This window comes from Psychrobacter fulvigenes (assembly GCF_904846155.1).
Classification (GTDB): Bacteria; Pseudomonadota; Gammaproteobacteria; order Pseudomonadales; family Moraxellaceae; genus Psychrobacter; species Psychrobacter fulvigenes.
The window spans coordinates 2,883,560-2,906,891 of record NZ_CAJGZP010000001.1 but is presented as its reverse complement, the minus strand read 5'-3'; the positions used below and the strand labels follow the sequence as shown (position 1 = coordinate 2,906,891).

The 23,332-nt window shown below is 45.6% G+C and carries 18 protein-coding genes; 13 read left to right on the top strand and 5 right to left on the bottom strand.

Annotated elements, in window-relative coordinates; all coding sequences use genetic code 11:
* The first annotated feature begins 105 nt into the window (after positions 1–105).
* From JMX03_RS12310 to JMX03_RS12260, 11 genes are all read left to right on the top strand, one after another.
* On the top strand, positions 106–1,083 hold the full coding sequence (locus tag JMX03_RS12310) for a glutamate/aspartate ABC transporter substrate-binding protein (protein WP_201597083.1): 978 nt from the start codon (positions 106–108) through the stop codon (positions 1,081–1,083).
* Positions 1,084–1,183: 100 nt separating this feature from the next.
* Complete coding sequence (locus JMX03_RS12305) at positions 1,184–1,930, top strand: amino acid ABC transporter permease (protein ID WP_201573795.1); 747 nt, start codon at positions 1,184–1,186, stop codon at positions 1,928–1,930.
* Positions 1,927–2,598 (top strand): ABC transporter permease subunit, encoded by a 672-nt coding sequence (locus JMX03_RS12300; protein ID WP_201573797.1) that lies wholly within the window; start codon positions 1,927–1,929, stop codon positions 2,596–2,598. The genes JMX03_RS12305 and JMX03_RS12300 overlap by 4 nt, the downstream gene beginning before the upstream one ends.
* Positions 2,599–2,900: 302 nt before the next feature.
* On the top strand, positions 2,901–3,620 hold the full coding sequence (locus tag JMX03_RS12295) for an amino acid ABC transporter ATP-binding protein (RefSeq protein WP_201598116.1): 720 nt from the start codon (positions 2,901–2,903) through the stop codon (positions 3,618–3,620).
* Positions 3,621–3,825: 205 nt separating this feature from the next.
* Positions 3,826–5,040, top strand: a complete 1,215-nt coding sequence (locus JMX03_RS12290) for an FAD-dependent oxidoreductase (protein WP_201597082.1) — start codon at positions 3,826–3,828, stop codon at positions 5,038–5,040.
* Positions 5,041–5,544: 504 nt separating this feature from the next.
* The gene (locus JMX03_RS12285) at positions 5,545–7,314 is read left to right on the top strand and encodes an AMP-binding protein (RefSeq protein ID WP_201597080.1); all 1,770 of its coding nucleotides are present in this window, start codon (positions 5,545–5,547) and stop codon (positions 7,312–7,314) included.
* 199 nt (positions 7,315–7,513) lie between these two features.
* Positions 7,514–9,124, top strand: a complete 1,611-nt coding sequence (locus tag JMX03_RS12280) for a carboxyl transferase domain-containing protein (RefSeq protein ID WP_201573804.1) — start codon at positions 7,514–7,516, stop codon at positions 9,122–9,124.
* 196 nt (positions 9,125–9,320) lie between these two features.
* Positions 9,321–10,139, top strand: coding sequence for an enoyl-CoA hydratase/isomerase family protein (locus tag JMX03_RS12275; protein ID WP_201597078.1), 819 nt, complete (start codon positions 9,321–9,323; stop codon positions 10,137–10,139).
* A 149-nt stretch (positions 10,140–10,288) separates the two neighbouring features.
* Positions 10,289–12,400 carry an acetyl/propionyl/methylcrotonyl-CoA carboxylase subunit alpha gene (locus tag JMX03_RS12270; RefSeq protein ID WP_201597067.1) on the top strand — a complete coding sequence of 704 codons (2,112 nt, stop codon included), beginning with the start codon at positions 10,289–10,291 and terminating at the stop codon, positions 12,398–12,400.
* Positions 12,401–12,436: 36 nt separating this feature from the next.
* Positions 12,437–13,357 (top strand): hydroxymethylglutaryl-CoA lyase, encoded by a 921-nt coding sequence (locus JMX03_RS12265; RefSeq protein ID WP_201597065.1) that lies wholly within the window; start codon positions 12,437–12,439, stop codon positions 13,355–13,357.
* A 66-nt stretch (positions 13,358–13,423) separates the two neighbouring features.
* Complete coding sequence (locus JMX03_RS12260) at positions 13,424–14,611, top strand: isovaleryl-CoA dehydrogenase (protein ID WP_201597063.1); 1,188 nt, start codon at positions 13,424–13,426, stop codon at positions 14,609–14,611.
* 129 nt (positions 14,612–14,740) lie between these two features.
* Here the strand turns inward: JMX03_RS12260 and JMX03_RS15200 are convergent, their stop codons facing one another.
* From JMX03_RS15200 to JMX03_RS12240, 4 genes are all read right to left on the bottom strand, one after another.
* Complete coding sequence (locus JMX03_RS15200; RefSeq protein ID WP_201597061.1) at positions 14,741–15,355, bottom strand: IS630 family transposase; 615 nt, start codon at positions 15,353–15,355, stop codon at positions 14,741–14,743.
* Positions 15,282–15,776 (bottom strand): IS630 family transposase, encoded by a 495-nt coding sequence (locus tag JMX03_RS15195; protein WP_201597059.1) that lies wholly within the window; start codon positions 15,774–15,776, stop codon positions 15,282–15,284. The genes JMX03_RS15200 and JMX03_RS15195 overlap by 74 nt, the downstream gene beginning before the upstream one ends.
* Before the next feature lie 134 nt (positions 15,777–15,910).
* On the bottom strand, positions 15,911–16,633 hold the full coding sequence (locus tag JMX03_RS12245) for a pantothenate kinase (protein WP_201597057.1): 723 nt from the start codon (positions 16,631–16,633) through the stop codon (positions 15,911–15,913).
* A 37-nt stretch (positions 16,634–16,670) separates the two neighbouring features.
* Positions 16,671–17,606 carry a biotin--[acetyl-CoA-carboxylase] ligase gene (locus tag JMX03_RS12240; protein WP_201597055.1) on the bottom strand — a complete coding sequence of 312 codons (936 nt, stop codon included), beginning with the start codon at positions 17,604–17,606 and terminating at the stop codon, positions 16,671–16,673.
* Between the two features lie 269 nt (positions 17,607–17,875).
* Here JMX03_RS12240 and JMX03_RS12235 point away from each other — a divergent pair, with 269 nt between their 5' ends.
* Positions 17,876–18,679: a sulfite exporter TauE/SafE family protein gene (locus JMX03_RS12235; protein ID WP_201598113.1), complete on the top strand. Its 804-nt coding sequence runs from the start codon at positions 17,876–17,878 to the stop codon at positions 18,677–18,679.
* Position 18,680: 1 nt separating this feature from the next.
* Here JMX03_RS12235 and JMX03_RS12230 read toward each other — a convergent pair whose 3' ends face one another.
* Entirely contained in the window at positions 18,681–18,980 is a 300-nt protein-coding gene (locus JMX03_RS12230; protein WP_201597053.1) for a DUF4298 domain-containing protein, read from the bottom strand.
* A 279-nt stretch (positions 18,981–19,259) separates the two neighbouring features.
* Between JMX03_RS12230 and JMX03_RS12225 the strand changes: the two genes are divergently transcribed.
* Entirely contained in the window at positions 19,260–23,216 is a 3,957-nt protein-coding gene (locus JMX03_RS12225; RefSeq protein WP_201597051.1) for an AAA family ATPase, read from the top strand.
* Positions 23,217–23,332: the final 116 nt, after the last annotated feature.

Sequence of the window (23,332 nt, the reverse complement as noted above, 5' to 3'; positions counted from 1 at the left end):
AAACTTAACGATGATATCTGACAGTCCTACTCAACTGTCTTATTTAGCTGTCGTATTTAAGTTTCTCTCCTAAATTTGTAATGATGTGATAAAAGGATATATCTCATGATTCACTCTATCTCCAAGCCCTTAACCTTAGTTGCCTTTATGGCGTTAGGCCTAGCTGGCTGTAACAACAGTAGCCAGACTGCTACTGATGACATGCCAGCCGACGGCGCAGCGACAGACACTGCAGCCAGCCTCAGCGCTACCCTACAAAAAATAAAAGACTCAGGCACCATCGTCGTTGGCTACCGCGATTCTTCCATTCCGTTTTCATATATTGCTGATGATCCCAATCAGCCGATGGGTTATGCCCATGATTTGGAAATGAAAGTGGTCGAAGCAGTGAAACAAAAGCTAAATATGCCAGACCTAAATATTCGCTATAACCTAATCACTTCACAAACTCGTATTCCATTAGTACAAAACGGCACCATCGACTTTGAGTGTGGCTCAACCACCAACAACGAAGAGCGTCAAAAGCAAGTGGCTTTCTCTAATGGTTTCTTTGAGATTGGTACGCGACTGCTAACCGGTACCGACTCTGGTATTAATGACTTTGAAGACCTAGCAGACAAAACCTTAGTGACCACAGCTGGGACGACATCAGAGCGCTATATTCGTCAATATATTGATGATAATCAGATGGATACCGATCTGATCTCTGCCAAAGATCACGGCGAAGGTTTCCTTATGTTAGAGAACGGCCGCGCTGATGCCTTTATGATGGATGATGTCCTGCTCGCAGGCGAACAAGCCAAAGCAAAAAATCCTGATGACTGGGTAATCGTTGGTACACCGCAGTCATTTGAGATCTATGGCTGTATGATGCGTAAAGACGATCCTGAGTTTAAAGCCGTCGTCGATGAAGCTTTGGTTAATGTCTTTAGTTCAGGTGAAATCAATGCCATCTATGACAAGTGGTTCATGAATCCTATCCCACCGAAAAACGTCAACCTAAACTTTGAGATGTCAGATAACTTAAAAGCGTTAATTGCCGATCCACATGACAGTGCTCAACCAAAAGACGCGGTACAGTAACGATTGTTTGTCCCTCAAAATAGATTGCTCATGCGCTCAGAACGGCAGTTAACGTTGATCTGAGCCGTGAGCTTAGCGCTCGCTGCTCGGAGAGACAACAATGAACTATAGCTGGAACTGGGGTGTGCTCTTTGAGCAGACCGGCGTTGGTAATGAGCTGTACATCCATTGGATGATCACTGGCCTTGGCTGGTTGTTATTGATTGGTAGTATTGCATGGGCAATCGCCATGGTCATTGGTACTGTCTTCGGTATCATGCGCACCTTACCAAACAAAACCGCACGCAGTATTGGTACTGCTTATGTGACGTTCTTTCGTAATATTCCACTGTTGGTACAGTTATTCTTTTGGTTCTATGTCGCCCCTGGTTGGCTGACTCCTGCCTTACAAGAATGGTGGTACAAGGACTTATCGCCAAACACTTCTGCTATGCTCTCCGCGAGTATTGGCCTTGGACTGTTCACTGCCGCACGTATCGTGGAACAAGTACGTACGGGTATTGAATCCTTACCACAAGGCCAAATCAATGCCGCTTACGCACTGGGCTTTACGGTTCCGCAGGCTTATAAAGAAGTGCTGTTGCCGCAAGCCTTTCGTATCATACTGCCGCCCCTTAGCTCAGAGCTGACCAACTGCTTCAAAAACGCTTCTGTTGCCTCCTTAGTTGGAGTCATGGAGCTGATCAGCCAAACCAAAACCATCAGTGAGTATACTCAAAACAACCTTGAGATCTATACTTACGCCACGGTTATATACTTGGTATTCAATTTGTCCTTGATCGCTATTATGGGCTTGATTGAACGCAAACTGCGTGTGCCAGGGCTTATTGCAGGGAGTCAGAAATGAATATGATGACTGAACTCGCGACAGCTTACCCTGGTTTGATGGGTGGCATGATTACCACTCTAAAGGTGTTGTTTTTAGCGATTCTTGGGGGCATCAGTTTAGGAACGATACTGGCTCTGATGCGCTTGTCTGGGATCAAAGCTTTAGAAGTGCCAGCCAAGTTATACGTCAATTACTTTCGTTCCGTGCCACTCCTATTAGTATTGCTGTGGTTTTACTTTGCTGTCCCTATGATTTATTTTTGGATAGCAGGTAAATACTTGCAACTTGATGCCGCTTTTGCTTCCTGTGTCGTCGCCTTTATGATGTTTGAGGCGGCCTATTTCTCAGAAGTCGTGCGTGCGGGTATTCAGTCTATCGGTAGTGGGCAGGTCAATGCTGCCAAAGCGCTCGGTATGACGTACGGGCAAACCATGCGCTTGGTGATTTTGCCGCAAGCCTTTCGCAAGATGCTGCCGCTTATTTTGCAGCAGTGTATTATTTTATTCCAAGATACGACATTGGTATTCGCTATCGGTTTGACGGACTTTTTCCGCGCCGCTTATGTCCGTGGCGAGCTGATGGGTTTACTTACGCCTTATATTTTGGGAGCAGGAGCGGTGTATTTTATCATCAGTTTGAGTGCCTCTATTGGCGTACAGCAAGTACAAAAACGCCTACGCTTTTAATGTGAATATTTGCTAAAAAACGATTACCTGATTCTCAACTTATTATGAACTATTGTAGGCTGTGGCTTTAGCCCAGCATTTTGCTTTCGCAAAGGTTTAAGCTGGGCTAAAGCCACAGCCTACTCGCATAAAAGTTAAATTATTGAGAGTGAATTTAACGATTATCTAATAACAGTTTTTCGTAACAATTAACGAATGAAAACGGTTAGGAGCCAGTGATGAGTAATGCTGATACGTATATAAATAGCTTTGGCGGATTGGTCACAGATAATGGCCATGCTAGCGATGAGATAGTCATCAAAATGACGGATGTCAGCAAATGGTATGGCGACTTTCAAGTATTGACTGACTGTAGCGCGCACGTGCATAAAGGTGACGTGGTGGTGGTCTGTGGTCCCTCAGGCAGTGGTAAGTCCACGTTGATCAAAACGGTCAATGGACTGGAGCCTTTTCAAAAGGGCGAAATCATGGTCAATGGCATCTCAGTTGGGGCACCAAAGACCAATCTGCCCAAGCTGCGTAGTAGTGTCGGCATGGTGTTTCAGCATTTTGAGCTGTTTCCGCATCTCACCATTATTGATAACCTGACGGTGGCGCAGATCAAAGTATTGGGCCGTAAAGAAGATGAAGCCAAGCGCAAAGCAATGGCGTATTTGGATCGGGTAGGACTAACGGTACAAGCGGCAAAGTATCCTGCTGAACTATCTGGTGGGCAGCAGCAGCGGGTAGCGATTGCGCGGGCACTGGCGATGGATCCAGTGGCGATGCTGTTTGATGAGCCAACCTCAGCGCTTGATCCAGAGATGATTCAAGAAGTGCTTGATGTGATGGTAGAGCTGACCCACGATGGCATGACCATGATGTGTGTGACGCATGAAATGGGCTTTGCCAGTCAGGTGGCCAATCGCATTATCTTTATGGATGAAGGTTATATCGTCGAAAATTGTAGTAAAAATGAGTTTTTTGAAGGGGCAAAAAGCGATCGCGCACAGATGTTCTTATCGAAGATTCTCAATCACTAGCATACAGCACTCTATTTCGAATCATTTTTTAAGCGTCTATTATTAGGCGCTTTTTTTATGGCAATGATTTTACCTGTTTATGTCGAAGTCGGGGTTAATGTAAGGTGAGTGACCATCTGTTTACTGATACAATAAAGGTAAGCGTTTAAAAAATTAATTTTGGCAAAATCTAATAAACACAATTTTTAACTTAATTGGAGCTTGTATGAGTGCAGAACGTTCATCTACATCGAATGGGGTGGTCATTGTTGGCGCAGGGTTGGCAGGTTGGCATGTCATCGATGCCATTCGTGCTAAAGACAAAGACATTCCAATTACCTTAATCACTGCTGATAATGGCGACCGTTATCACAAGCCGATGCTGACGATGGCTATTAGCCAAAATAAAAGCGCCACAGATCTGGTACGCGCGACTGGGGCTGATGCGGCGGCGGCGGCGAATGTCAATTTACACGCCAATACGCAAGTCAGTGATGTCAATGCTGCCAGTCAGCAATTACATCTGATCTCTGCGCTGCGCTCGGATCCAGTGTATACCAACTATGCCACGATCAGCTATGACAAGCTGGTACTCGCAATGGGCGCACATCCAATCTTTCCAAAGAGCTTGCCAGAGGACTTGGTCTGGCACGTCAATCATATCGAGCGCTTTGGGCAGCTGCAAGAGCAATTGGCAACGGGCAGTCAGAGTGTCGCTATCGTCGGTGCTGGCATGGTTGGGACAGAAATCGCAGAGGACTTGCTCAAGGCTGGGCATGAAGTGACGCTGATTGATTTAAATGATGCACCACTTGCGCAAATGCTACCGCCAAAAGCGACGGCGCGTATTGCGCAAGCGGTCAAGTCACAAGGCATTAACTTTTTGGGCGGTTGCCAAGTCTCTAGTATTACTCGCAATAATGAAGGTAAACTGCAGGTCAGCTATGAGCCAATAGCATCCGCTAAAGAAAGCAGCGATCAGCAACCTGAGCCACTGATCGTCGATCATGTGATTGCCAGTACGGGATTGCTCGTCGATGACAAATTACCCGCTGCCGCTGGTGTTGAGTTTGATCGTCGCACCGGTATCGTGGTCGATGCGACAACGCTACGTACCAATGCTTCCAATATTTATGCCATTGGTGATTGCATGTCTATTAATGGGGTCGCCTGTCGTTATGTCGCCCCGCTAAGGGCGCAGGCAGCAACCATTGCTGATGACATCTTGGGTCATGATCACGAAGGCTATGATCATAAGCCACCTATGATTCGCCTAAAAAACAAAGCCATCTCGGTCATGGTCACTGGTGTGCCGCAAGCTGCGGGTAATTGGCAGGTCAAGACCGAAAGTGAGGATGAGCTCATCATGGAGTTGCTTGATAATAATAATAAAGTCAGCGCGACGCTATCTATGAAAGCGCCAGTAACGCCTAAAGCCTAGTGATAAGAATTTTGTAAGGGCACTGCGAGATTAATAGAGTTTGGTTTGACTATAGGCTTTTGAATTCTACCGTTTGATGTCTAATGTCTAATGTCTAATGTCTAATGTCTAATGTCTAATGTCTAATGTTTGACTTCTAAGCCAGCCATACATGTTGAAATGTGTGGCTGGCTTTTTTATTTTTATTCTCACTCATACCAGTAGCAGGCTAGTAAAAAGGCTGTCTTCTTCGAGCTGGCTATAGAAATCCACAATCAAAAATTTAAACACTGGTAAAGTTGACTAGATACTATTATGGTATAGATAGGCTTTATATTTTGTCGTGCATCACATACCTATCGGCTTTTACCAAACAAATGAATGATCTTGAATTATTCTTTTTAAATGATACATATTGTATCATTGTTATTGACAGCCTTTCATTTGAAGCGGTATAGTAGTTTATATTTAAGGAAGAATAAAACGCTGATAGGCCATAAAAAGTAAAGAACGAAAGGACTCGTTATGACTCAATCCATTGATTTTGACATCATTTACAATGATATTTTAGACAAAGCACCAACCATCAATATGGGCGCAAAATCTGCCAACGCGCCGCTCACCCAAAGCTATGACAAAGGTCCCGAGGTACCGCTGATTGAAGCCACCATCGGTGATTTCTTTGATGCTATTGTCCACAAATATCCAGATCGCATGGCGCTAGTCTCCCGCCATCAAGACATTCGCTGGACTTATAAACAGCTACAACAAAAAGTAAATCAGCTGGCAAGCGCCATCATAGAGATGGGGCTAGAGATTGGCGATCGTATCGGTATTTGGTCGCACAATAATACTGAGTGGCTACTGATGCAATTGGCAACCGCCAAAGTGGGCATTATTCTAGTCAATATCAATCCCGCTTATCGTACCTTTGAGTTGCAATATTCTCTCAATAAACTAGGCTGCTCGGCACTGGTTCTCATGCGCCACTTCAAAACCAGCGACTATACGCAAATGGTGCGTGAGCTCTGTCCAGAGATTTATCACAAAACTTATAATCAGCTGGATTTGGTCGAGATACCGACGATTGAGCGTATTATTTGGATTGATGAGCCGGGTAATGATGACACCTTTAGCTACATGCAAAGATTCTCTGACTGGATAAGTGAGGGTGATCCTAACGACCCACGCGTCGCTGAACGGCAAGCACAACTCAAAAATACTGACGCTATCAATGTGCAATTTACCAGTGGTACGACTGGCACGCCAAAAGGTGCGACCTTAACCCACCGTAATATCTTAAACAACGGCTACTTTATCGGTGAGGCGATGAATCTCACTGAAGAGGATATCTTGTGTATTCCTGTGCCGCTTTATCACTGCTTTGGTATGGTACTCGGCAACTTAGCTATTTTGACCCATGGTGGTTGTATCGTTTATCCCAACGATGGTTTTGAGCCATTGAGTGTCCTGCAAGCGGTCGAAGAAGAAAAATGTACGGGTCTGCATGGGGTGCCAACGATGTTTATCGCGATGCTTGATCATCCAGACTTTGACCAATACGATTTATCCACGTTGCGCACTGGTATTATGGCAGGCTCTAGCTGTCCTATTGAGCTGATGCGCCGTGTCATAGATAAAATGCACTTAAGTGAGATAACTATTGCTTATGGCATGACTGAGACCAGTCCAGTGTCTTGTCAGACCAACAAACACACACCGCTTGAAAAGCAAGTTTCTACCGTAGGACTGGTGCAACCAGCGCTTGAAGTCAAAGTTGTCGATACAGAAACGGGCGAGATTGTGCCGCTAGGAGAGACAGGTGAGCTACTCACGCGCGGCTATTCGGTGATGAAAGGCTATTGGGGTGACCGCTTCAAAACCCGCGAGTCTATTCAAGATAATTGGATGCATACCGGGGATTTGGCAACCATGGATGAAGATGGTTATGTCAAAGTGGTTGGTCGTAGCAAAGATATGATCATTCGCGGCGGCGAGAACGTCTATCCAGTAGAGATTGAAAACTATCTATATCGCCATCCCAAGATTCGCGATGTGCAAATCGTTGGCATACCTGATGAGAAGTATGGTGAAGTATTGGCGGCATGGATCATTCCCAAAGAGCCTGATTGCTTAACTGAAGAAGAGGTTAAGGAGTTCTGCCGTAATAACATTGCTCACTATAAAATACCGACTCACTATCGTTTCGTTGAAGAGTACCCAATGACCATTACGGGTAAAATTCAAAAGTATAAAATCGTTGAGATGATGAAAGATGAGCTGGGCTTAGAGTGATGACTGCTCAAGGTTTAATGTCAGTATTAAAAGAGTTATTGATTCAGAGAGTTATTAAAAAAAGCTGTTAACTATTAAATAAAAACTTCATTCTCAATTATTTAGCATTGGCGTTTTTATAGATTAGGTAAAAGACCTAGCCTACGCCAACTTATTTAGATGGTTGAGAGTTAGATATAAAAGTATAAAAAGGGATATCATGAGCGCTATCATAACCAGTAAACTGAGTCCAAATGCTGCTGAATTTCAGCAAAACAGTGCCGCTATGCAAGCGGTGGTCGATGACTTATATGTGCACTTGCGTAAGGTCGTCCAAGGCGGCTCAGAGCGTGCACGCGCCAAGCATTTAGCACGTGGCAAGCTGCTGCCTCGCGAGCGTGTCGAGCGTTTGCTTGATGTGGGTACGCCATTTTTAGAAGTGGCTCCGATGGCGGCGCACGATATGTATGGCGAAGATATTCCTGCTGCTGGCGTGATTGCGGGTATCGGCCGTATTAACGGCACTGAGTGTATGATCGTCTGTAATGATGCCACGGTAAAAGGCGGCACCTATTATCCATTGACGGTCAAAAAACATCTACGTGCGCAAGAAATCGCCCAAGAAAACAACTTGCCTTGTGTGTATTTGGTGGACTCAGGTGGTGCGAACTTGCCCAACCAAGATGACGTGTTCCCAGATAAAGAGCATTTTGGGCGTATCTTTTTTAATCAGGCCAATATGAGTGCTGCGGGTATTCCACAGATAGCAGTGGTCATGGGTAGCTGTACGGCAGGCGGTGCTTATGTACCAGCGATGAGTGATGAGTCTATCATCGTTAAAGACCAAGGCACCATCTTTTTGGGTGGTCCGCCACTCGTAAAAGCGGCAACTGGCGAAGAGGTCACTGCTGAAGACTTGGGCGGCGGTGATGTGCATACCCGTCTGTCAGGGGTAGTGGATCACTTGGCGCAAAACGACACTCATGCGTTATCGATTGCGCGTAATATCGTCAGTCATCTCAACCGTCCTGCTAAACAAATCCCAAATCAAATCAAACCACGTCCACCACGCTATGATGCTAAAGAGCTATACGGCGTCATTCCAACGGATAAGCGCAAGCCCTTTGATATCAAAGAAATCATTGCTCGTATCGTCGATGACAGTGCCTTTGATGAGTTTAAAGCGCGCTTTGGTACCACGCTGGTTTGTGGTTTTGCTCATATCGAGGGTATGCCAGTCGGTATTATCGCCAACAACGGTATTTTATTCAGTGAGTCGGCGCAAAAAGGCACGCACTTTATTGAGCTGTGCTGTAAGCGTAAAATTCCACTAATATTCTTACAAAACATCACCGGCTTTATGGTCGGCCGTAAATACGAAAACGAAGGTATTGCCCGTCATGGTGCCAAGATGGTGATGGCGGTGGCTAACGCGAAAGTACCGAAATTTACTGTCATCGTTGGTGGCTCATTTGGTGCTGGTAACTACGGCATGTGTGGCCGTGCTTATAGCCCACGTTTCTTGTGGATGTGGCCAAATGCGCGTATCTCGGTGATGGGCGGTGAGCAAGCAGCCTCGGTACTTGCAACCGTTAAACGTGACAACTTCGACCGTAAAGGCGAGGAGTGGAGTGCAGAAGATGAGGCCGCATTTAAAGCGCCTATTCTTGATATGTATGAAGAGCAAGGTCATCCATATTATGCGACGGCACGTCTCTGGGATGATGGGGTGATTGATCCTGCTGACACTCGTAATGTGCTGGCATTAGGCCTAAGCGCTGCCTATAACGCCCCGATTGAAGAGACAACTTATGGTGTCTTTAGAATGTAAGGATTTTAAGGTCTGCCCATAATAATTTACTACTGCGTCAACCTCATTTGAAGTACGATTTGTACATCTGCATTCGGTTTCCTTGTATTAATATTATTATGGATTGACTGGAATTTTGATTAAGTTGTTTTTAATTAAGTGCTTTTTAATTTAGTGCCTATAAAAAGACACCGATATAAAAAATATAGAGAAAGTTATGAAAAAAGACAGTGATAAAAAGTCTGAGAATTATAAAAGCCTACTGGTTGATATCGAGCAGCATGTTGCTACGGTGACATTAAATCGTCCTGAGATACGTAATGCCTTTAATGATGAAACGATTGCCGAGCTGACGGAGGTTTTTACCAAGCTTGGCACTGATGATAATGTCCGAGTCATCGTCTTAGCGGCAGCGGGTAAAGCATTCTGTGCTGGTGCGGATCTGAACTGGATGCGCGCGATGGCAGATTATAGCTATGAAGAAAACCTAGCCGATGCGGATAAGCTCGCGCAAATGCTGAAGACCATTTATGAATGCCCTAAGCCAACGGTTGCCGCTATTCAAGGTGACGTCTATGCCGGTGGCATGGGTCTAGTTGCGGTATGTGATGTGGCTATAGCTGTGAAAATTGCCAATTTCTGCCTCAGTGAAGTGCGTTTAGGGTTAGCCCCTGCAACGATTAGCCCTTATGTCATACGAGCGCTAGGGGCGAGAGCATCACAGCGTTATTTCTTAAGCGCTGAGGTTTTTGATGCCAAAAAAGCACGTCAGTTGGGCTTTATTCATGAGCGTGTCAGTGAAGAATCGCTTGATGATGCAGTTGCTGCGTTTTGCTCAAAGATAGTCAAAAACAGCCCAGATGCGGTGAAGACCTGCAAACGCTTATTACATGAAGTAGCGGGCGCAGCCATTAGCGATGAGTTGATTGCCGATACGGTTAAAGGCATCGCTGATATCCGCTCATCAGAGCAAGGCCGCGAGGGCGTACAAGCCTTTTTGCAAAAGCGCAAGCCTGATTGGCTGACAATAAGTTAAGACTAAAAAAGAGACTTTTGATAAACAAGTTTTCGATAAATGAACAATAATTGCGTTTAAATTAAAACAGTCACAGGTCAACATCAGCCTATATTTTTATTATTTATCAATGATAAAAATGATAAAAACGACAAGACACAGGGATAGTTATGTTTTCTAAAATTCTAATTGCCAACCGTGGTGAAATCGCCTGCCGTGTTGCAGCCACTGCCAAGCGTCTGGGTGTAAATACCGTCGCTGTTTATTCTGATGCTGACCGTGAGGCTAAGCATGTCGCTGTCTGTGATGAAGCGGTTTATTTGGGCGGATCATCTCCCAAAGACAGCTATCTGAAAGGCGACGCTATCATTGCGATTGCTCTTGAGGTTGGCGCCCAAGCGATCCATCCAGGTTATGGGTTTTTGAGTGAAAACGCGGACTTTGCCCAAGCCTGTCAGGATGCAGGGCTAGTGTTTATAGGTCCCTCAGCTGACGCTATTCGTGCGATGGGCGGCAAGTCTGAGTCCAAGCGCTTGATGGAAGCGGCTGGTGTGCCACTGATACCTGGTTATCATGGTGACAATCAAGATGCAGAGTTCTTGCAGCAGCAAGCAGATAGTATAGGCTATCCTGTACTGATTAAAGCCAGTGCTGGCGGTGGCGGTAAAGGCATGCGTATCGTTGAGCAGAGCAGCGACTTTATGGGGCTATTAGACTCATGCCGCCGTGAAGCGATTACCAGTTTTGGTAACGATCAGGTACTCATCGAAAAGTACGCCCTAAAACCACGCCATATTGAAATCCAAGTATTCGGTGACACGCATGGCAACTATGTGCATCTGTTTGAGCGCGATTGCTCGGTACAGCGTCGCCATCAAAAGGTACTAGAAGAATCCCCTGCGCCTGGTGTCGATGCTGAGATGCGTGAAGCGATGGGGACGGCCGCGATAGAAGCCGCACGAGCGGTCAGTTATGTGAATGCAGGCACGGTAGAGTTCATCGTTGAGCAGCGCGAAGGCAAAATGAATTTTTATTTCATGGAAATGAATACCCGTCTGCAAGTTGAGCACCCGGTCAGTGAAGCCATCACTGGTGTGGATTTGGTTGAATGGCAGTTGCTTGTTGCAGCGGGTAAGTCATTACCAAAGTCTCAAGATGAGCTGGCTATCAATGGTCATGCGATTGAAGCACGTATTTGCGCTGAAAACCCTGACAATGGTTTTTTACCTGCGACAGGTTCTTTATTTACTTATCAAAAGCCTGAGCACAGCACCTTTAATGTCGCAGGTGTGCGTATCGATGATGGCGTACGTGAGGGCGATGTGATTAGCCCGTTCTATGATTCTATGATTGCCAAGCTTATCGTTCATGCGCCCACCCGCGCGCAAGCATTGGCTAAGCTTGATCGAGCACTGGGACAAACACGTATTGTTGGCTTACCGACTAACGTGGCGTTTTTGCGCTACGTTCTCAACACTGAGTCATTTAGTCAGGCCAATCTCGATACCGCACTGATAGAGCGTGAGGCGGACGAGCTGTTTAATCAGCATCCTCTGCAGTTATCGACGCTTGCGGTGACTGCTATTGCTCAGCAGCTTGCCAGTGAAGACACAGCACAAAACACAGATGTAGATCCATTTAGTAAGCCTACTGGCTTCCGTGCTTATAGCGACTATACAAGATCGTTTAGCTTGATTTATGATGAGCAAGCTTACAGCGCCCGCATTAGTAATTGGCACAATGCGAATGGTGCTGATAGCAAAAAGGGTAGCGATACTCTCAGTAGCTTTAGCCTGGTCATTGAAAAAGAGGTCGCGAGTAGTGATACTCAAGAGAATGTCAATGTCGCCGCTCAGACAGAAACGGTCTATAAAGGTGAAGTTAGCTACGCCAGCAGTGACGCACACAATCATACTGTCTGGTTAGATGGCGCCCGCATCAGCGCCCAGAGCTGGGTAAATAATGAGACTGTCTATGTGTTCACTGATAGAGGGCGTGATGAGATTACGCTGATTGATATCATGGCACACGTAGGCGAAGAGTCCGCGGCTGTTGGTAGTTTAAAATCGCCAATGCCAGGACAAGTCGTTGCCTTTAAAGTGGCTGTCGGCGATAGCGTGAAAAAAGGTGAGCCACTTGCCGTTATCGAAGCGATGAAAATCGAACATACCATTACCGCACCGACTGATGGCGTGGTGGCAGAGTTATTATTTGCGGCGGGCGACTTGGTTGCCGATGGTGATGAGCTGCTGCGTATTGACACGGAAGCTAGCGAAGCATAAGAACCGAAGCATAAGAACAATGAAAGGATAATAACCATGAGCCATTCGTATCCAGAGCACGTCACCATCGTGGATGTCAGCCCACGTGATGGCTTACAAAACGAGTCCATGACAGTGCCAACTGCGGTTAAGCAAACGCTTATCAACGATTTAATCGCAGCAGGCATCAAAAAGCTTGAGGCGACCAGCTTTGTGTCGCCAAAATGGGTGCCGCAAATGGGCGACAACAGTGAGCTGATGACCGTGCTTGCAGATCATAGGCGTGATGACGTTATTTATTCGGTACTCGTGCCAAATATGCGCGGTTTTGAAAACGCCATCGTACACCGTCCTGATGAAATCGTTATCTTTGGCTCAGCCAGTGAGACCTTTAGCCAAAAAAACATCAATTGCAGTATCGATGAAAGCATTGAGCGTTTTGCCCCTGTTGCCGCTGCGGCAAAAGCACAAGGCATCAAAGTACGCGGCGTCATCTCTTGTACGGTCGGTTGCCCTTACGAGGGCGAGATTGATCCTAGCCAAGTGGCTTATGTGACTAAGCGCTTAGTTGAGATTGGCTCAGAGCAGATTGGTATTGCTGATACCATTGGTGTTGGTACCCCGCTCAAAGTACAGCGCGCGCTACAAGCTGCTTTAGAGTATGCTGATATCGCCATGTTATCAGGTCATTTCCATGATACTTATGGACAAGCAGTCAGTAATACTTTAGCGGCTTTACAAATGGGCGTCAGTGAATTTGATACCTCAGTGGCGGGACTTGGCGGTTGTCCGTATGCCAAGGGCGCAACGGGTAATGTCGCCACCGAAGACGTTGTTTATATGCTGCACGGTATGGGTATCAACACTGGTATTGATTTGGATAAATTGGTCGTGGCAGGTGAGCGTATCAGTGAGTTTTTGGGTCGCCGCAATGGTTCAAGCGTGGCACGTGCCATTATCAATAAACGTCAGTCTTAACTAGCACTACTTTAAAAAAACAGATTAAAATTCAAGATTTAAAACATCAAAATACAAGGAATGGTTATGAGTTTACCTGGATTAAATTTTCAGCTTGGCGAAGATATCGACGCATTACGTGATGTGGTGCAGCAGTTTGCAGCGAAAGAAATCGCTCCGCGTGCGGCTGAAATTGACAGCAGCGATGAGTTCCCAATGGATTTATGGCAAAAGATGGGCGACCTAGGTCTACATGGCATCACTGTTCCTGAAGAGTACGGTGGTGCTGATATGGGCTACGTCGCGCATATGGTCGCGATGGAAGAAATTAGCCGTGCTTCTGCTTCCGTTGCCCTTAGCTATGGTGCGCACTCTAATCTGTGTATCAACCAAATCAAACGTAATGGCTCAGAGGAACAGAAACAAAAATATCTGCCGAAACTCATTAGCGGTGAATTCATTGGTGCGCTAGCGATGAGTGAAACGGGCGCTGGCTCAGACGTGGTCAGTATGAAACTAAAAGCCGAAGAAAAAGACGGTAAGTATATTCTAAACGGCAGCAAAATGTGGATTACCAATGGTCCTGATGCTGACGTGATGGTGGTTTATGCGAAGACCAATCCAGAGATGGGTGCGAAAGGCATGACGGCATTTATCGTTGAAAAAGGCATGGAAGGCTTTGGTACAGCGCAAAAGCTGGATAAACTCGGTATGCGCGGTAGCCATACAGGTGAGATGACCTTTAACAATGTTGAAGTCCCAAGCGAAAACATCTTAGGTAACTTAAACGAAGGTGTTAAAGTGCTTATGAGTGGTCTCGATTATGAGCGCGCGGTATTGGCAGCAGGGCCTATCGGTATCATGCAGGCAGTGATGGATAACGTCGTTCCTTATATTCATGACCGTAAACAGTTTGGTCAAGCCATCGGTGAGTTCCAGCTCATTCAAGGTAAAGTTGCGGATATGTATACTATATTGCAAGCGGGGCGTAGCTTCTTATATACCGTCGGCAAGAATTTAGACATGTTAGATCAGCGCGGCGCCGGTCATAGTAGAGAAGTACGCAAAGATTGCGCCAGTGTGATCCTGTGGTGTGCCGAAAAAGCCACATGGATGGCAGGCGAGGGCATTCAAATCTTTGGCGGAAATGGCTATACCAATGAGTATCCACTTGGTCGTTTCTGGCGTGATGCCAAGCTATATGAAATCGGCGCAGGCACCAGTGAAATTCGCCGTATGTTGGTTGGTCGTGAATTATTTAACGAGACCAAATAATACCAACTCCCAAAATTCGATTAACTTTGTCAAACTTGCTAAGCCTACATGATGTAGTGCTTGCACAAGTTTTCCGCGTTACTCTAACTTTTGGAAATGGTATAAACATACTTATACCAAACCCAACAATTAAAGTTGCGCCCAGGTACGAGCAGTTAACGACCGAATTCTTTGTGGCTGTTTAAGCAAATTATTCCAAGCCAAGCAAGTGGCATCGACAATAGCCTCATAACTGTCATAACAACGATTAGATAGCTCATTTTGCTTAAGGTACTGCCATACTCTCTCAGAGGGATTGAGCTCAGGTGAATAAGGCGGTAGTTTAAGCATAGTGACATTAGCCTGATTCAAGCTTGGTTGATGCCATAATGCGCCGTCCATCACCACCACCGCATGACGTCCTTTTGGAACGGCTTTACTAATCTCTTGCATATGCAATAACATGGTGTGTTTATTAACGAAAGGCAGTACTAAGCCGACAGCCTTCTTTGTCGCTGGACAAAAGGCACCAAACAGATAAGCGGAATGAAACTGTTGCTGCTTGATCAGTCGAGGTCGCCCACCGCGGTAATGCCAAACTCTGGTCAATGAGCCTTGTTGTCCTATTCGAGTTTCATCTTGAAACCAGATGTCCACTTGATCTAGGCTCACATCAGTAGGCAGTGACGCCTTAACCTGTGCTATAAAGTTTTTTAAAAGCGTCTTGAGCTTGTGGGTCGGCTTTTGGATGCTGACTACGAGCACTTATCCAACTCATATCAATACGTTTAAGCAGCTCGTAGATACCATTGACGGTATAGTGGGCGTTGTAGTGTTCTTTAGCCAATTGCTGAATATCTTTACCGGTCAAACGACCGCCAGCTCGCTTGTCTTGTTCAGAGACTATCATGGCTTTAAAAGCGGCTATGTCTGCTTCTGCCAATTTGCTGTGACGACCTCGACGATGACGATCATAGAGACTCTCAAGTCCTCGTTCCTGATATCGTTTCAAGGTGCGCCTGGCAGTTTGAGGGTGAATACAAAGATCTTTGGCAATATCGTTAGTGGCTTTGCCCATACTGTATTGGTATAAGATGAGCAGGCGTAGTCGGGCTCTGGGATTGCGCTCAGTCTTTGAGTGTTTGCCAAAGTCATGGTCTTCTAGGTTATGTATTGGTATAGTCATAAGTGGATTATACTATATATTTTGGGTTTGGTATTACGTTTAGATGGAACCAAAAAAGCAGTACGCTAAAAACGTACTGCTTTTTTATTTCTATTGTATAAAGTCATTAAAATGACCCTGCTTATTTATTATAACTATTTTCTATGATCGAAATAGCGAGATAGACCATTTAATAATAAATCATCACGGATGCGGACAGAACGATTGACGTGCTGAGCAATGATATGAGCATCGCCACCCGTCATAATCAGTTCAAAATTTGGATGACGGCTGCTGATTTCATTCACTGCACCGACGATAGACAATAATATCCCGCGATGAACCGCATCTTGGGTGGTTACGCCTTGGCCGACACTATCAAAAGTACCATTAGAGATGGTGATTTGTTTGGTACCTGAAAACAGCGAGTCACGTTGCAGATAAATGCTAGGGAAGATATAGCCCCCTAAATGCTCAGCATGATCAATCAAGTCGATAGTCACCGCCGTACCACAGCCAATCACACATTGGCGCTTTTGTTTATCGACGGCGCCAAGCATTTGTAACCAGCGGTCGCAGCCTAATTGGTTGGAGTCATAAACGCTCTTCATCAAAGGGTGTGCAGCATCAACATGGACAAACTCAAAGGGTATATCTAGCCGACTTAAAGTCTCTGATACTTTTACGTTTAGCTCATCACCTAGCACTGATGAGATGCCGATAAAGTCAGGCGCATAGCGCTCAAATCGATCGGTCAGACCCATTAATAGTTCCGCAGGTGCTTGCAGATGCTGCTTGGCATCGTGTGCGACTATCTGACCAATATCATCGGTCAGCCAGTATTTAAGACGGGTGTTGCCAAGATCTAACCAGAGCATAAAAATCCTTTTATATCGTGCCTGTTGGGTCTATGGTTTAAGCCTTATGAAGAACATCAATGCGACCAGTAAAAAGCGTAGAAATATTACCGTTATCTTGGCGTAATTGCAAACATCCATGTTCATTAATACCGCAGGCGTGACCAGTTATGACATCGGTATCTCCGCTATGATCCTGGGTGACACGCAGTCGCAGACCTGACAGCGCATCCATCGAGTCAAACTGCTGTAAGAAGCCTTGCAAATAATACGTGTGACCTGTTGGCTTCTCTATATGCAAGTGTTCGAAGCGGCTGATGGCAGCAACCAGTGCTTCACTCATCTGCTGATACAGCGTTTGCAGACTTGGCAGGTTAGCAGCTTGTTTATCAGGCGTCAGCATTGCATAAATATCTTGCAAGCTGATGGCTTGATAGCTCATGCCTTCACATGTTTGTGCGGTTAATTTTGGCGCAGCTTGTACATTAAGACCCACTCCCATCACTACGCCTACTAGCTTGCCAGCTTGGGTTACTGGCTCAATTAAGATACCAGCAAGCTTACTAAATTGAATAACCTGCGTGCCTGATACGGACTCATTTGCTTCAGATGGAGGGTGATAAAATCCCAAATCATTGGCCCATTTTACACCGATAGGTACCAACGCTTGCGCACGTAATTGCTCGTTAAGCGTTTGAATAATAGGCATCTTTGCCAACGCAACGCCGATGATTAGTGACAACAAGCCACTAATGGGCATGTGCACTGGATGATAGAGCGACAGGTAAACATTACCACGCGGTGATTGCCATGAGCGTCCTCGCTGTCCGCGTCCAGCGCTTTGGGTCTCAGCCGTTAATAGGTGCATCTGTGCTGCATTTAGCGCGCTATTTTGTATAGCCGCTATCAGCTCGCTATTGGTAGAGACACTACTGGCAACATGACGATGGCTAAGTTCAGATAGGTGAACAGATAAGTGGGCAGGTGAGGGCATAAATTTATTCGATGTGGTTGATACAATCTTTTATATAGTCTTTGCTATACTGAGGCGATTGTTAAGAGTGACAGTCATCAGATTATTATAGTATTTTGAATACTAATACCATTTCCAAAAATTAGAGTAACGCGGAAAACTTGCGCAAGTCCTACACCTAGTAGGCTTAGCAAGTTTGACAAAGTTAATCGCATTTTTTAGGTTTGGTATAATGATGCGAATGCGCTGGTTATTATATCTAAATAACCATTATAAAAGGTAGCTCTATGATGCTATATGTGTGGTTTGTCTTGGCAGGTGCGTTTGCGGGCGTCAGTGCGGGTCTGTTTGGCGTCGGCGGCGGCATGATTATCGTACCGGCATTGGTGTGGATTTTTATCGCCTATGATTTTCCTCCCGAAGTGGTCACGCATTTAGCGATTGGTACTTCTCTTGCGACCATTGTAGTGACCTCTATTAGCTCATTGACTGCACATAATAAGCGTGGCGGCGTGCGCTGGGAAGTATGGCGCAAAATGGCATTGGGTTTGGTCATCGGCAGTCTAGTGGGTGCAGGCATCGCTGACATGATTGATGGCAAAGTATTGCAGGCCATTATCGGTGTCGGTGCATTATTGGTTGCTTTAAAGATGTTGTTCTTATCAAACAAAGAGCAGCTAGGCAGGCCGTTACCATCCGCTGGGGTACAGTTTGGCGCGGGTACAGGTATTGGGATGGCGTCGTCTATTTTCGGGATTGGCGGTGGCAGCTTAACCGTGCCGTTTTTAAACTGGGCTGGACTGCCGATGAAACAGTCAGTTGGTACTTCAGCAGCTTGCGGCCTACCGATTGCATTGGCAGGCGCAGCAGGATTTGCATGGTTCGGGCAAGATGTTGTCAATTTGCCAGAAGGTACGATAGGATTTGTGCATATCACAGGATTTTTATGCATTTCAGTTGTCAGTTTCGCGATGGCAAAAGTTGGCGCCAAGCTTGCCCATGTATTGCCTGCGCTAACACTTAAGCGTGCCTTTGGGGTGTTGTTATTATTTGCAGGCGGGCAATTATTGTTGAGTGGGATTGGGGTGATTTAAGTTACTTCTTATCAATCGCATCAAGCCCCAAACGCATCCACTTTTTTGCTAACTCATCATGGTCGCTGAGCATACTCCATAGCGCATCTTCACTAAAGATTGAGTACTCTTTACCTGAGTGTTCAATTGGCAGATCAGCTTCACGATCCGTCATCCATTGCGGGTTTAGATAGTAATCTTTCAACTCATTTTGCAATGCTGCAGCTTTTAAGAACTGCTGTTGCGCCTCAAGCTGTTTACGATGTAGCTCACACCATTCTTCATATTTTTGTTGTAGTTCTTGCGGGTTATATTCTGCCATTTTAACTCTCTTTTTTTAGTAATTAATAATTTAGCTTTTGAGCAGTATCATATAATGAATTGAAATAAAACTAGTATATAGATTTGAATGTGCTACTGGTATAAATTATCCTTGCTTGCTGTGCGACTTCGTCACTGTTCGATGCTACATAAAATTCATCCCAGTAGCACTATATACTTTTTAAAGTGAACATATTATAGCATTCCTCACAAACCCTAAAAACCTAGCACAATTTCAGGTAGAATAGCCGCCTGTTTTCGCTAAGTTTATTGATTATTCATGCGTCTAAAATCTCTAAAGCTGGCAGGCTTTAAATCCTTTGCCAATCCAACGACTTTTACCTTCCGTCATGGTATCACCGCCATCGTCGGGCCAAACGGCTGTGGCAAATCCAACGTGATTGATGCCATTCGCTGGGTGCTGGGTGAGACCTCTGCCAAGCAGTTACGTGGCGGAGCTATGAGTGATGTCATCTTTGCCGGCACGCAAGATAAATCCGCCAAAAGTGTTGCCAGTGTCGAGCTGACTTTTGAGCATACGCAAGACGAGCAGACAGGTATTCGCCATGAATTTAATTTATATCAAGAGCTGTCCGTCCGCCGACAGGTAAATAAAGAGGGACGCTCAGATTATTTCATTAATGGCACGCGCTGCCGTCGCCGTGATGTGGTCGATGTATTCTTGGGAACGGGGCTTGGCGCGCGCAGTTATGCAGTCATCGAGCAGGGTATGATTGGGCGAATTGTTGAATCTAGCCCCATGCAGCTGCGTGAATTTATCGAAGAGGCGGCAGGGGTTTCTCGCTATCAAGCGCGTAGGATAGAGACGCAAAAGAAGTTAGAGAAAACGCAAGACAACTTAGCGCGTCTGCATGATATGCAAAGCGAGCTGGTCAGCCAACAAAAACGCTTATCTAAGCAAGCAGAAAGCGCTCAGCGTTACGAAGAGCTAGCGTTAACACTTGCTGATATCAAGCAGCAACTTGCCATTCAGCAACTGTATCAAGCCAAGCATAATCAGCAGCAGCAAAAAATAGCGCATGAGCGTAGCGCTAGTGAGGTCGCAACATTACAAGCCAGCTATGAGGCTCTAAAAGCCAAACAAGATAAGCTTGCTGCCCATATCAATCAAGAACAGTGGCTAAAAGACTATGCCCAAAGCAGCCATTATCAGCAGCAGCTAAGCTATCAACAAGCTGAGCACCAGCTAAGTGATGCAAAGTCGCAGCTAACCGTTATTGAACAGCAACTAGTCAGTTTAGAGCAGCAGCGTGAGCAAGCAGTCGATGAGATTGAGCGTTTAAAAGCTGAGCAAGCTGAGCAGCAAAACGTGCTAGAAGAATTGCGTCCGCAGCTAATTGAACTGACAAATAAACGTGAAGCGTATAAACGCAATGAGCAACCGTTGCAGCGCGCATGGCATGAAGCGCAAAACAAGCTGTCACGCCTGCAAGATAATGCGCGTGCGCTTGAGCAACAGCAAGCGATTAATAGCCAAGCGCAAAAACGTCATCAGCAAAACCATGAGAAATGGCAGCGTCGCCAGCAAAACTGGCAGAATCTATGGCAGCAACTACAACAGTCACTAGCACCAGCTGCCAATACTGACAGGGCTGATGATGATGGGCAAGAGCAGGCTGTTGCGAATAATTTACAGCAGACATTACAGACGCAAGTGACTGAGCTAAATAAACAATTGCAGCAGATTGAGCGTCAACAAGATAGCGTTGATGAACGCCTGTCTGAGCTACAACCGCAAGCGCATGATTTACAACAACGCTTGATAACTCAGCAACGCGAGTTGAGCGAGGATGAAAAACGTCACGCAGTCTTAGCAGGTGAGTACGATACTCTACATCAGATATTACATCCTAAACCCACACCAAAATCGCAACAGTCTGCTAACGTAAAAACTAGCAATGTAGTAAAAACTGACTTAGATAATCAAGTATTAAATAACTATGACCAATTAGCTATCACCACCTTACGTGAGCAGATTGAGTTAAGCGCGAAAGGTCAGCAGCACGCAGAGTTACTTGATAGCGTATTGGCGTTATGGCTCGATAGTCATGTGCTGGTTTCTAAGCAAGCCAATCAACCAAGCGTTGATAACGCGGGTGATGATTCTGAGCAAACAAATAGCTTATGGCAAGCGCTTAAGCATGACTTAACGGATTTGTTTACTTATCAGAATGCGCAAAACGAACAGATTAATAAAAAGGACAATTCTTCAATAGAAACAGGCCATAGCCTGTGGCTATCTGCTAAGCAAAGTGAGGTTAGAGATAATTTATTTGTTAGCCCATTGCCTGACAGTTTGACTGATACAGTACTGCCTTTAACACAGCTGATTACTGCACCTAACTTAGCGCTTTGGCAACAATGTTATTTATATGTCGCACAATCTGAGGCTACTAATAAGCAGACTCTTGACGCGCTTGCCGATATTTTAAAAGCACTGCCATTATCAGCCATCCTGCTAACCTCGGACGGCTGGATTATCAGTTGTCAGGGTACGATAAGTCTCAATAAGTTTATTGGTGCGCAAGATGGTCAAAACGATAGCAATAACCAATTCTTAACGCAGCGCTTACAGCAACGTAGCCGTCTACAAGCGTTAGAAGATTTGCTTGATGAGTTTGAAACCAAAATACAAGATCAACAAAAGACCATCGCTAATAATCAGCGCAACTATGATGCGTTAACGATCAGCTTGGAAGAAACTCGTGCGCAAGCGGAGCAATTGACCCGTGATAAGCATCAATACCAGCAGCAGCTTACTACGCAGCGCGCCAACGCTGAACGTCTACAAGCAGACAGCCAGCGTCTAAATGCTGATAAAGAAGCCCTTGAGCAGGAACAACAAGAGCTTGAGCAAGAATTGCAAACCCTCAATCATGAGCAGCAGCATATTCAAAGCGAGATAGCGGCGCTAACGCCACAAATAGTGGATGCTCGGGCATTGAGTCAGCAGTTGCAGTCCGAACGTAGTGAGCTTGCCCGCACACGACAGGCAGATGATGACGCTTGGCAAGCATTGCAGCTGCGTATTCAACAAAGCGAGATGCGTTTAGAGCATAGTGTTAGTAGCCTTACCCGTGCGACTGAGCAACATGACAAGTCACTACAAAATGAGCAAAGTCTAAAGGCGCGTCATGAGCAGCAGCAAAACAAGATGCCAGCACTGCAAGCAGCATTGCACACAGCGCAGACAGTACGCGATGAACAACAGGCAGTATTAGCAGAGCGTGAGACAGCATTAACGGCGATTAAAGAGGAATATAGTCAGCAACAGGTCGAGCTAGACAGTTTGCAAAACGCATTGCAGACTCAGCAAAGCGAGCTTGCACATCACGCTACCGAGCTGGCATTAAGCGCGGCACGTTTAGACGATGCTAGTACTCATACGCAAGAGGCTTTAGAAGCTTACTATAGCATTAGGCATAGATATAAAACTGATGAAGAGTTACCACAGCAACCGATTAGTGTCTCAAATTTATTAGCGGATTTTATCGCCCATGATCGCCGTGTACGCCCAGATAAAGTCGCTGAGCTTGAGAGCGAGCATGCTAAGCTTGACCAGCAGCTAAGTAAAATTGGCGCGGTTAATCTAGCGGCAGTTGCAGAGCTAGCTGAGGTCAATGAACGCTTAGAGCCGCTAGCGCAGCAGACGTCAGACATTGCTGCTAGTATGGAAACGTTGACGGAAGCAATTGCCTCTATTGATGAGACCACTAAGACGCTATTTATGCAGACACTTGACGCGGTCAATAATGAGCTCGCCAACTTATTTGCCAAAGTCTTTGGTGGTGGGCAAGCCAGCCTAACGCTAAATACTGACGATATGCCTGCTCATGCACCAAAATCAGAGCAGTGGCGGGCAGGGCTAACCTTGATGGCGCAGCCAAAAGGCAAGCGTAATAGTCGCCTGGCCGTACTCTCAGGCGGTGAAAAAACCCTGACAGCGCTGAGTTTAATTTTTGCGATATTTAAGCAGCATCCCGCACCCTTTTGTGTACTTGATGAAGTCGATGCACCCCTTGATGATGCCAACGTTGCCCGCTTTACCAGTCTCATTCATGAACTAGCAGACGATTTGCAGTTTATATTTATCAGCCATAATAAGCTGACGACGCAGATTGCTGATGAGCTAAAAGGCGTCACGATGCCAAGCGCTGGCATTTCTACCTTGGTCAGCGTCTCACTTGATGAAGCTGCAAGTTATGTTGAGGGTTAGGATTAGTAATTGAGGTTAGAGCATGTTTATAAGGATTAATGAACATGGCACTGACGTTAACGTTGATATAACAACATTTATTGTAATAAATGCCATAATAAATAGCGTACTATAAA